Consider the following 11,614-nt stretch of genomic DNA (forward strand, 5'->3'; position numbering starts at 1 on the left):
TTCCTGCACTGCGTTTGGAAAGGGCGCATGGCTAAAAAAATCGACGGCTCCAAAGTCGCCTTAGCGATTTTGTTCTTCTTTAGAAAATTATATTGCTTGAAAATTTGTGGATAACTTATAGAATACTGTATTTTAGAAGTGTGATGAGTATATATTTATGAAATTATGTTATTTAAGAAATTATTAATAACCGAAATTATAAATTAGAAAAAATTAAAAAATTTCCCATAAGGAATAACAATGGCAGTATAATTGGTTGTTAGATTTGAAATGTGATAATAGTATTAAATTTTTTTCATATATTATTAAAAGGATATAGTATTAATACTTAAAGCTTTATTTAAGTAAATGTTAGTTAATTCATTATAATAAATTTATATATCTATGATAAAATAGTGAATATAGCCTATAAATTAAACGAAGATTTATAATATAATTATTTAATTCAAAATAATAACCTAAACAAAGGAAGTGAGAAAATATGAATATATTATTAGGGATAGGCATGATAGTTTTAATATTAAATATAATTTTTTCATTATCATTGATATTTATAGAAAGAAAGGATCCAACAACAACATGGGCATGGCTTTTAATACTAATTATTCTACCGGGATTTGGATTTATATTATATATTTTGTTAGGACAAAACTTAAGTAGGCAAAAGATTTTTAAAGAAAAAAAACAAATTGATGAAATAAAGAGAAGAAATTTAAGTAGTAGATATGGTAATAAGAGTAATTGCCATGATGGTGGAGATAAATTTTTTGATTTAAGAAAAATGAATTATAATCATTCAGGTTGTCAATATACAACTAACAATGATCTTGAAGTATATGTTAATGGAGAGGATAAATTTAGACAATTAATTAAAGATATAAAGAATGCAAAAGAATATATACATATAGAATATTATATTTTTCGTAATGATTGTTTAGGAAAAGAAATAATAGCAGAATTAACAAAAAAAGCAGAAAGTGGAGTTGAAGTAAGACTTTTAGCAGATAGTATGGGTTCATATACTTTAACAAAAGGTGCATTAAAGAATTATTTAAAATCAGGAGGAAAATTTGCAATATTTTTCCCGGGAATTTTACCACATATAAATACGCGTATAAATTATAGAAATCATAGAAAAATAGTTGTAATAGATGGGAAATATGGATATGTTGGAGGATTTAATGTTGGTAAGGAATATATAAATAAAGATCCTAAGGTTGGATTTTGGAGAGATACCCACATTAGAATAAAAGGTGGAGCAGTAAATGATTTAAATGAAAGATTTTTATTAGATTGGTGCTATGCATCAGAAGAAGAAATACGTGATTATAATAAATATTTATCAGATACAAATGAAGAAATAGGGGATGTGGGAATACAAATAGTTACAAGTGGTCCAGATCATGAAGAAGAATATATTAGAAACGCATATATTAAGCTTATAAATAATGCTAAAAATAATTTATATTTAGAGACACCTTATTTAGTTCCAGATTTGCCAATATTAGAGGCGTTAAAAATATCTGCGTTGTCAGGTGTTGATGTAAGAATAATAATTCCAGGAAATCCAGATCACTTTTTTATGCAATGGGCAGCTAGTTCTTATATAGGTGAACTATTAAATTCTGGAATAAAAATATATTATTATAAAAATGGATTTATTCATGCTAAGGCTATGGTTGCAGATAGTACTGTAGTATCTATAGGAACAGCTAATATGGATATAAGAAGTTTCAAATTAAATTTTGAAGTTAATGCTTTTATCTTTGATGATAGAGTAGCTGTTGATTATGAAAAACAATTCATGAAGGATATTGAATTCTCTGAGGAAATAACAATAGAATCTCATTCTAATAGAAGTACATCTATTAAGATAAAAGAATCTTTAGCAAGACTAGTTTCACCAATATTATAATTGAATTATCAAAAAAACTAATAAAAAATAAAAAAGTATCAAAAAATATTGACAAAAAATTCTAAGTTGTTATACTAAAAATATAATAATTTATTTGATTAATATATCAAGATGATTAAATTTTATTTAATGGGAGGGCACTATGGAAAAGAATATAGTTAAAATATTTATTGCAAAATTTTATAACTTTTTTTATTTTATGTTCTGGGGCTTTTATTTTAGCGCTAGCTATTTATTTTGCAAAAAATTAAATAATTTAACTTTAATGAGTGCTCAAAAATTATAAGAATTTTTTAGATGTTTATTATGTGAATACATTATAGAGCTCATTAATATGTGGGCTCTATTTTTTTTATATAAAATTAAGGGGGCAAAAAATATGATAGTAATATTAAAACAAAAAGTTAAACAAGAAAAAATAGAAAAATTAACTTTAATTTTAGAAAATCAAGGTGTTAAAGTAAACCCTGTTATAGGAACTGACATTAGCATTTTAGGTTTAGTAGGGGATACGAGTAAAATTGATAAAGAACAAATTGAGGCTAATGAAATAGTTGAAAAAGTTATGCATGTACAAGAACCTTTTAAAAAGGCAAATAGGATGTTTCATCCAGAATCAACAATAATTGATGTGAATGGACAAAAAATAGGCGGAAATAAAATAGCTATGATTGCAGGACCATGTTCAGTTGAAAGCGAAGAACAAATAACGCAAATAGCTAAAGATGTTAAAAAAATAGGGGCAAACTTTTTAAGAGGTGGAGCATTTAAACCTAGAACTTCACCATATGCATTCCAAGGATTAAAGTATGAAGGTTTAGAACTTTTAAAAAAAGCAAAAGCAAATACAGGATTACCTATAGTTACGGAAATTATGTCACCATATGATATAGAATTTTTTAATGATAATGTTGATGTTATACAAGTTGGAGCAAGAAATATGCAAAACTTTGATTTACTTAAAGAATTGGGAGGATTAAATAAACCAATACTTTTAAAAAGGGGATTATCAGCAACTCTTGAAGAGCTGTTAATGAGTGCTGAATATATAATGGCAGGTGGTAATGAAAATGTAATTCTTTGTGAAAGAGGAATTAGAACATTTGAGACATATACCAGAAATACATTAGATTTAAGTGCAGTTCCAGCTCTTAAAAAATTAAGTCATTTACCAGTTATTATTGATCCAAGTCATGCTACAGGGAAGTATTGGATGGTAGAACCACTAGCTAAAGCTGCAATTGCAATTGGTGCAGATGGACTTATAATAGAAGTCCATAATGATCCAGCAAATGCTTTGTGTGATGGACCACAATCAATAAAACCAAGTAAGTATGCAAAACTTTTTGAAGAATTAAAAGTTATTGCAAAAGCAGTAGGTAGAGAAATATAGTTTAAATTAATATATTTAAACAGAAGAGCTGAATTAAAAATATACGAGGAGAGTATTAAAATGAGGGAGTTAGTTGTAGATTTAAAGGAAAAAAGTTATTCAATAATAATTAAAAAGGGATTAATTAATGAACTTAGTAATGAAATAAATAAGGTTTATAAAGGGAAAAAGATTTTTATATTAACTGATGAAAATGTAAATTATCACTACGGAGATAAGGTTAAAGACTCGTTAATTAATCATGGCTATGATGTTAAGACAATGGTATTAAAACCTGGAGAGGAAACTAAGTCTTTTAATACTCTTCCTAATATATATAATGAATTTTTAGATTTTAAATTAACTAGAAGTGATTTAATTATTACACTTGGAGGAGGAGTTATAGGAGATCTTGGAGGATTTGCAGCATCTACATTTTTGAGAGGAATTGATTTTATTCAAGTACCTACCTCATTACTTGCTCAAGTTGATAGTAGTGTTGGAGGAAAAGTTGCTGTAGATTTAGATAGGGGAAAGAATTTGGTAGGAAGTTTTTATCATCCTAAAGTGGTTTTAATTGATCCAGATGTTTTAATTACATTAGAAGATAAATTTTTTAAAGATGGAATGGCTGAAGTAATAAAATATGGATGTATAAAAGATAAAGAATTCTTTCATAAGTTAAAAGAGTTTAAAAATAAAGATGAAGTTATGGATAATATAGAAGATATAATTTATATATGTTGTAATATTAAAAGAATAGTTGTTGAAAATGATGAAAAAGATAAAGGTGAGAGGATGTTATTAAATTTTGGTCATACATTGGGTCATGCAATAGAGGCCTACTATAATTTTAATAAATATACTCATGGTGAAGCCGTAGGAATTGGAATGTATAAAATAACTAAAATGTCTGAAGAAAAAGACCTTACACCAAAGGGAATTTCAGATGAGATAAGAGATATATTAGTTCAATATTCACTTCCTCATGATATAGATATTGAAAATTTAGATGAAATATTAGAAACAATTTCTTTAGACAAAAAAAATATTAATAATGCTTTAAAGATAGTATTACTTGAGAGTATTGGAAAATCATTTTTAAAAAATAGCAATATAGATTTCTTTAAGTAAATTTTACATTTTTGAAATTATATTTTTAAGTTTAAATTTATATTAAAAAGTAAATAGAATTTCAATTAATATATTAATATTAAATAACTAAAAAGGGGGACACAAATGGGAATTTTTAAAATTTATCCTGGCAAATTAAAAGGAGAAGTTAAAATTCCACCATCTAAAAGTATGGCACATAGAGGTGTTATCTGTGCAGCTTTGGGAGATGGAATAAGTAAAATAAGAAATATTAATTATTCAGATGATATTATAGCAACTATTGATGCAATGCGCTCATTAGGGGCTATAATAACAAAGGAAAATGATTATCTTCATGTTGTTGGAATAAAATCTGAAAAGTGTAAAAAAAATATAGAATTGAATAGAACGATAGATTGTAATGAATCAGGTTCTACATTGAGATTTTTGGTTCCAATTTCTTGTGTTTTTGAAGGCAGTAATAGATTTATAGGAAGAGGAAATTTAGGTAAAAGACCTTTAGATACATATTATGAAATCTTTGAGAATCAAGGAATTAAGTATTCATATAAGAAAGGAAAACTTGATTTAAGGACTGAAGGTGTATTAAAAGCAGGAGAGTTTAAACTAAGAGGAGATATAAGTTCTCAATTTATTAGTGGCCTTCTATTTACACTTCCTCTTTTAGATGGAGATTCAAAAATAATAATAACAACTGAGTTAGAATCTAAGGGATATATTGACTTAACATTAAGTGCTATGAGTGATTTTGGAATTGAAATTATAAATAATAATTATAGAGAATTTACAATTAAAGGAAATCAAATTTATAAAAGTAGAGATTATAGAATAGAAGGGGATTATTCTCAAGCAGCATTTTTTTTAGTTGCTGATGCACTTAATAGTGAAGTATTTATAAATGATTTGAAATTAGAATCTCTTCAAGGAGACAAGGAAGTTATAGAAATACTTGAAAGAATGAATGTGAAAATAAAAAATATTAATGATAGTATTTTAGGAATTCCAAGAGAAAATTTAAATGCAACTATTGTTGATGGTTCTCAATGTCCAGATATAATTCCTGTTATTTCTTTGGCAGCTAGTTTGTGTAAGGGTAGAACTGAAATAATAAATGTAGGAAGATTAAGAATTAAAGAATGTGATAGATTAAATGCAGTTGCAAGTGAACTAAATAAATTAGGGGCAAATATAATTGAAAAAGAAGACCGTTTAATAATTGATGGAGTTAAAACTTTAAATGGTGGAGTAAAAGTTTGGAGTCATAAAGACCATAGAATTGCTATGATGCTTGCAATAGCTTCTATAGTTTGCAAAGAACCAATTATCTTAGAAGATTATGAATGTGTTTCAAAATCTTATCCAGAGTTTTTTGATGACTTTAAAGCATTAGGAGGAAACTTTCATGAGTGGAATTTGGGGAAATAAATTAAAGATTTCTATATTTGGTGAATCACATGGAAATGCAATAGGTATAACTGTGGATGGACTTCCATGTGGATTTGAAATTAATATGGAAGATATCTTAAGAGAAATGTCTAGAAGAGCTCCAGGGAAAAGTAAACTTTCTACAACTAGAAAGGAAGGCGACATTCCAGAAATACTTAGTGGGGTTTTTGAAGGGAAAACTACAGGTGCTCCTTTATGCGCAATGATTAGAAATAGCGATATGCATTCAAAAGATTATAGTGAATTAAAAGATTTAATGAGACCAGGTCATGCAGATTATAGCGGTAAAATTAGATATCAGGGCTATAATGACTATAGAGGTGGAGGACATTTTTCAGGAAGAATAACAGCACCATTAGTTTTTGCAGGTGCAATATGTAAACAAATATTAGAAAGTAAAAATGTATATGTAGGTACTCATGTTAAAAGAATAGGAAATGTTGAAGATAAGGACTTTAGTAAAATAAATTTAACTAAAGACCTTATGGAAAATTTAAGAAGTGAAGAACTGCCAGTTTTAATAAAAGAAAATAAAGAAAAGATGAAAAATGAAATACTTGAGGCTAAAAAAGATGGTGATTCTATAGGTGGAATTATAGAATGTGGAATTATTGGAGTAAAAGCAGGTGTTGGAAATCCATTTTTTGATTCTATAGAATCTACATTGGCACATTTATTATTTTCTGTACCTGCAGTAAAAGGTGTTGAGTTTGGAAAAGGGTTTGAAATGAGCAAACTTAGAGGTTCTGAATGTAATGATGAATATTATTATGATGGAGATGAAGTAAAAACATATAGTAATAATAATGGTGGTATTTTAGGTGGAATATCTAATGGAATGCCAATATTATTCAAGGCTGTTATAAAACCAACTCCATCTATATCTAAAGAGCAGAAAAGCATAAATATAAGCGAGAAAAAAAATGGTGTTATTACAGTTAAGGGAAGGCATGATCCATGTATAATCCAAAGGGCTGTACCAGTAATTGAAAGTGTTGCTGCAATTGGATTACTTGATTTGATGCTTTAAATATAAAGAAGTGCATATAACTTTCAACTAAAAGAGCGTGTAGTAACCACTTTCTTAAATATTAAAAATAAGGGGCGTGACATATGGCAGGGTTAGATGATTATAGAAATAGTATAGATGAAATAGATCAAAAGATAACTGAATTATTTGAGCAGAGAATGGATGTTGTTCTTAAAGTGGGTGAATATAAGAAAAAAAATAATTTGCCTATATTTAATAAGAATAGAGAAGATGATGTTATAAAGAAGAACTTAGGTTATCTAAAAAATCAAGATTATATTGAAGAAACAGAAAAATTCTTTGAAAAATTAATGGAAATATCAAGACAGCTTCAAAGTAGAAAAATGATAGAAGAAGATTTGATAGAAGAGAAAAAATTAAATAATAATATTAATGTTTGTGAAAATAAAAAAATAGGGTTTTATGGCGCGCAAGGGTCTTTTACAGAAGAAGCGATGATTAAATATTTTGGTGAAGATAGAGATTCTAAATCGTATGAAGAATTTGAAGATGTATTTTTAGCAATTAAAAATGATGAAATTAATTATGGAATACTTCCAATAGAAAATTCATCAACAGGAGCAATTTCTAGTGTATATGATCTTTTGTATAAATACGGATTTTTTATAAATGGAGAAGTATGTATAAAAATAAATCAAAATTTAATTGGGGTAGAGGGAAGCAATTTAAGTGAAATTAAAGAGATATATTCACATACTCAAGGATTTGAACAAAGTTCAGATTTTTTAAAGAAGTATAATGAATGGAAGTTGATACCATTTCATAGTACAGCTAGTAGTGGTAAATTAATCAAAGAGTTAGAGGATAAATCAAAGGCTGCAATAGGTAGTAAAAGAGTAGCTAATATATATGATTTAAAAATTATTAAAGAAAATATAAACAATCAAACAGAAAATTTCACAAGGTTTATAATAATTTCTAAAGAATTAGAAGAAAATAAAAATTCCAATAAAATTAGTGTAGTATTTTCACTTGAAGATAAGGCTGGTACGTTATATAAGTTATTAAGACATTTTGCAGAAAATAATATAAATATGATTAAAATAGAATCAAGACCAATGAAAAATGGTCCTTGGAAGTACTTTTTATATGGTGATTTTGAAGGTGATTTATCATCAGAAAAGGTTAAAAAAGCTTTATATTTAATTGAACAAAGTAGTGCTTACTTTAAATTATTGGGGGCATATGAAAAAAATAGATGTTAGATGAACAAAGAAAGGATGTGAAAATATTGAATTTTTACGGATTACTAGGTGAAAAATTATCACATTCTATATCACCAATGATTCATAATAAGATTTTTTCACTTTTAAATATTAATGGGGCGTATAAAATATTTGAAGTGGAAAAAAATAATTTAAGTAAATTTACAGAGTCATTAAAAGTATTGAAAATTAAGGGCTGTAATGTAACAATTCCTTATAAGGAAGATATAATGAAATATTTAGATGAAATATCACCTGAAGCAAAAAAAATAAAAGCAATAAATACAATATTATTAAAAGATAATAAATTATATGGATTTAATAGTGATTATTATGGATTTAATAGTATATTAGTTAGAAACAATATAGAAGTTAATGGTAAAATAGCTATTATACTAGGAACAGGGGGAGCATCTAAAGCTGCAGTTACTTTATTATTAGATAGAGGCATAAAAAAAATATATTTGGTTTCTAGAAGCAAGAAGTCAATTCATTTGGATGAGGATATTAGAATCGAATATAGAACTTATGAGGACATAGGTAATGTACAAGGTGATATATTGATAAATGCAACTCCAGTGGGAATGTATCCTAATGTAGATAATAACCCTGTTGATGAAAAGATTATTAATAATTTTGATGTATTAATAGACTTAATATATAATCCAAGAGAAACTAAATTTCTTCAATGTGGAAAAAGACTAAATAAAAAAGTTTGTGGGGGATTAGAAATGCTTCTAGGACAAGCGATTAAGTCATCAGAAATTTGGCATGATATATCTATAAATCCTGATATTCAAGAAAAATTATATTCATATATAAATGAAGAATTTAAATAGAGAGAATAGATTATGAAAAGTAAAATATTTTTAATAGGAATGCCTGGATGTGGAAAGTCTACAATTGGAGAAATTATAGCTAAAGAATTATTGTTAAAATTTATAGATATGGATATATATATTGAGGGAAAAACATCAAAAACAATTTCCAAACTTTTTGAACAAGGAGAAGATTATTTTAGAGATATAGAAAGTGAAACTTGTAAAGAAATAATAAAGTATGATAATGTTGTAATAGCAACTGGTGGTGGAATAGTAAAAATAGATAAAAATATAAATATTCTAAAAGAAAATGGATTAGTAATTTTTATAGATAGACCAGTTGAAAAAATTATTTCTGATATAGATGTTTCAAGAAGACCTCTTTTAAAAGATGGAAAAAAGAGGATTATAGAATTATATAAAGAAAGATATAATCTTTACAAAAAAGCATCACATAATATAGTTGTTAATGATGGAATTATGGATGAAGTAGTAGAAGAGATAAAAAGATTAATAGTTAAAAGTTAATGTTTATAATTGATATTTTAAATTAGAATATCAGTTAACAAATAAAAATTGATAAATATAAAATTAAATTTATGAAGGATAGTAGAATAGTAGAATTAAAAAAATTTATTTGAAGTACAGGAGGAGTTTTACATGATTATTATTATGAAACCAAAAGCAAGTGAAGAAGAAATAGGAAAGGTTAAGTCTTTTATTGAAAGTAAGGGGTTAGAAACACATATTTCAAAGGGAAATACTTATTATATTGTAGGTATTGTAGGAGATACAGCAATAATAGATCCTAAAAAATTACAAGTACTTAAGGGTGTAGACAGAGTAATGAAGGTACAAGAACCTTTTAAAAAGGCAAATAGAATTTTTAAACCAAATGACACAATAATAAATATAGATGGTTCAATAGTTGGAGGTGGAAAGCTTGGTATAATGGCTGGTCCATGTTCTGTTGAATCTGAAGAGCAAATAATTGAAGTAGCAAAAAGAGTTAAGGCAGCAGGTGCTAATTTTTTAAGAGGTGGTGCATTTAAGCCAAGAACTTCACCTTATAGTTTCCAAGGACTAGAGCTTGAAGGATTAAAACTTTTAAAGGCAGCTAAGCAAGAAACAGGACTTCCAATAGTAACTGAGCTTATGTCAACAGATTATATTGATACATTTGTAGAAGAAGTTGATGTAATTCAAATTGGAGCTAGAAATATGCAAAACTTTGATTTGTTAAAACAAATTGGTAGAACTAAGAAACCTATATTATTAAAAAGGGGTCTATCAGCAACAATTGAGGAATGGTTAATGTCAGCAGAATATATAATGGCAGGTGGAAATGAAAATGTAATACTTTGTGAAAGAGGTATTAGAACATTTGAAACAATAACTAGAAATACGTTAGATTTACAAGCAATTCCTGTTGTTAAGAGGTTATCACATTTACCTATAATTATAGATCCAAGTCATGCAGGTGGATATGCATACTTAGTTGAGCCAATGGCAAAAGCAGCAATAATTGCAGGGGCTGATGGTTTGATGATAGAAGTTCATAATGATCCAGAAAATGCACTAAGTGATGGTCAACAATCACTTACTCCAGACCAATTTGATGGACTTATGGGGAAAGTTAAGGCAGTAGCAGAAATAGAAGGAAAAGAAATATAATTCTTGGAGGGCTATATGAAAGTGGTAATAGTAGGTCTTGGAGTAATAGGTGGATCTTTTGCAATGGCATTAAAAGATGCTGGTTATAAAAATGTTTATGGAATAGATAATAATGAAGAGACATTATTAAAAGCTGAAAAGCTAAACTTAATAAGACGAGGATATACTGATGGAAATGAAATTTTAAAAGATGCGGATTTAATTATAATATCAATATATCCTAAGCTTGTTAAAGATTTTATTAAAAATAATATAGATAATTTTAAAGATGGGGCAGTAATAACTGATGCAACTGGAATAAAGAAGTTATTTATAAATGATATAGTCAAGATATTACCTTCAAATATAGATTTTGTATTTGGACACCCAATGGCTGGAAGAGAAAAAAAGGGAATAGATTTTGCAAGCAGTAATGTTTTTAAAGGTGCTAACTATATTTTGACTCCAACTTCAAAAAATAAAGAAGAGAATTTGAAGCTAGTAGAAAACTTAGCATATGAAATAGGTTTTAAAAGAGTTAAAAGAATAAGTCCAGAATTTCATGATGAAATGATAGGATTTACTAGTCAGTTACCTCATTCCCTAGCAGTAGCTTTAGTAAATAGTGACTTAGAGGGAAGAGACACTGGAAGTTTTATTGGTGATAGTTATCGAGATTTAACTAGAATTGCTAATATAAACGAAGATTTATGGAGTGAACTTTTTTTAGGAAACAAAGAAAATCTATTAAAATCTATAGAATCATTTGAACGTGAACTAGATAAAATAAAAGATGCAATAAAAGATGATGATAAAGAATCCTTAAAAGAATTATTTATAAAATCAACTAAGAGACGTGAAAAATTATAATTAAAGGCTCTGTTTTAGTAAAATGTTTATATATGCATAAGTAAAGGTGGACTGAGTAATTGAACTTAGGAATGCTAAAATAAGTATAGTCCCATTTTAGCTTGCTCCCAATATAAAATTGAGACAAGCAGTAAATAGGACAATACTCATTAAGAATTCTCAAAG

The 11,614-nt window shown here is 27.2% G+C and carries 10 protein-coding genes; all 10 read left to right on the plus strand.

From position 1 onward, the window contains the following. Positions 1-481: 481 nt before the first annotated feature. A complete protein-coding gene (gene cls, locus RGC78_RS15150; RefSeq protein ID WP_252232744.1) occupies positions 482-1,915 on the plus strand; it encodes a cardiolipin synthase in 1,434 nt (477 codons plus the stop codon). Positions 1,916-2,294: 379 nt separating this feature from the next. Beyond that, on the plus strand, positions 2,295-3,308 hold the full coding sequence (gene aroF / locus RGC78_RS15155) for a 3-deoxy-7-phosphoheptulonate synthase (protein ID WP_252232742.1): 1,014 nt from the start codon (positions 2,295-2,297) through the stop codon (positions 3,306-3,308). Positions 3,309-3,368: 60 nt separating this feature from the next. Beyond that, positions 3,369-4,421, plus strand: coding sequence for a 3-dehydroquinate synthase (gene aroB, locus RGC78_RS15160; protein WP_309556900.1), 1,053 nt, complete (start codon positions 3,369-3,371; stop codon positions 4,419-4,421). Positions 4,422-4,526: 105 nt separating this feature from the next. After that, the gene (gene aroA, locus RGC78_RS15165; RefSeq protein WP_309556901.1) at positions 4,527-5,828 is read left to right on the plus strand and encodes a 3-phosphoshikimate 1-carboxyvinyltransferase; all 1,302 of its coding nucleotides are present in this window, start codon (positions 4,527-4,529) and stop codon (positions 5,826-5,828) included. After that, on the plus strand, positions 5,806-6,879 hold the full coding sequence (gene aroC, locus RGC78_RS15170) for a chorismate synthase (protein WP_309556902.1): 1,074 nt from the start codon (positions 5,806-5,808) through the stop codon (positions 6,877-6,879). The genes aroA and aroC overlap by 23 nt, the downstream gene beginning before the upstream one ends. Positions 6,880-6,962: 83 nt before the next feature. Next, positions 6,963-8,105, plus strand: a complete 1,143-nt coding sequence (locus tag RGC78_RS15175; RefSeq protein WP_309556903.1) for a chorismate mutase — start codon at positions 6,963-6,965, stop codon at positions 8,103-8,105. 26 nt (positions 8,106-8,131) lie between these two features. After that, on the plus strand, positions 8,132-8,944 hold the full coding sequence (gene aroE / locus RGC78_RS15180) for a shikimate dehydrogenase (protein ID WP_309556904.1): 813 nt from the start codon (positions 8,132-8,134) through the stop codon (positions 8,942-8,944). A gap of 12 nt (positions 8,945-8,956) precedes the next feature. Continuing rightward, positions 8,957-9,454: a shikimate kinase gene (locus RGC78_RS15185; RefSeq protein WP_309556905.1), complete on the plus strand. Its 498-nt coding sequence runs from the start codon at positions 8,957-8,959 to the stop codon at positions 9,452-9,454. Between the two features lie 132 nt (positions 9,455-9,586). Continuing rightward, positions 9,587-10,600, plus strand: a complete 1,014-nt coding sequence (gene aroF / locus RGC78_RS15190; RefSeq protein WP_252211842.1) for a 3-deoxy-7-phosphoheptulonate synthase — start codon at positions 9,587-9,589, stop codon at positions 10,598-10,600. 15 nt (positions 10,601-10,615) lie between these two features. Beyond that, on the plus strand, positions 10,616-11,449 hold the full coding sequence (locus RGC78_RS15195; protein ID WP_309556906.1) for a prephenate dehydrogenase: 834 nt from the start codon (positions 10,616-10,618) through the stop codon (positions 11,447-11,449). Positions 11,450-11,614: the final 165 nt, after the last annotated feature.

Origin of the sequence: Clostridium aquiflavi, assembly GCF_031344075.1 — a bacterium.
Lineage (GTDB): Bacteria > Bacillota > Clostridia > Clostridiales > Clostridiaceae > Clostridium > Clostridium aquiflavi.

What these genes read in the sequence shown, in the direction of transcription:
- cls (WP_252232744.1), top strand. Translation starts at nt 482, where the DNA reads ATGAATATATTATTAGGGATAGGCATGATAGTTTTAATATTAAATATA.
- aroF (WP_252232742.1), top strand. Translation starts at nt 2,295, where the DNA reads ATGATAGTAATATTAAAACAAAAAGTTAAACAAGAAAAAATAGAAAAA.
- aroB (WP_309556900.1), top strand. Translation starts at nt 3,369, where the DNA reads ATGAGGGAGTTAGTTGTAGATTTAAAGGAAAAAAGTTATTCAATAATA.
- aroA (WP_309556901.1), top strand. Translation starts at nt 4,527, where the DNA reads ATGGGAATTTTTAAAATTTATCCTGGCAAATTAAAAGGAGAAGTTAAA.
- aroC (WP_309556902.1), top strand. Translation starts at nt 5,806, where the DNA reads ATGAGTGGAATTTGGGGAAATAAATTAAAGATTTCTATATTTGGTGAA.
- RGC78_RS15175 (WP_309556903.1), top strand. Translation starts at nt 6,963, where the DNA reads ATGGCAGGGTTAGATGATTATAGAAATAGTATAGATGAAATAGATCAA.
- RGC78_RS15185 (WP_309556905.1), top strand. Translation starts at nt 8,957, where the DNA reads ATGAAAAGTAAAATATTTTTAATAGGAATGCCTGGATGTGGAAAGTCT.
- aroF (WP_252211842.1), top strand. Translation starts at nt 9,587, where the DNA reads ATGATTATTATTATGAAACCAAAAGCAAGTGAAGAAGAAATAGGAAAG.
- RGC78_RS15195 (WP_309556906.1), top strand. Translation starts at nt 10,616, where the DNA reads ATGAAAGTGGTAATAGTAGGTCTTGGAGTAATAGGTGGATCTTTTGCA.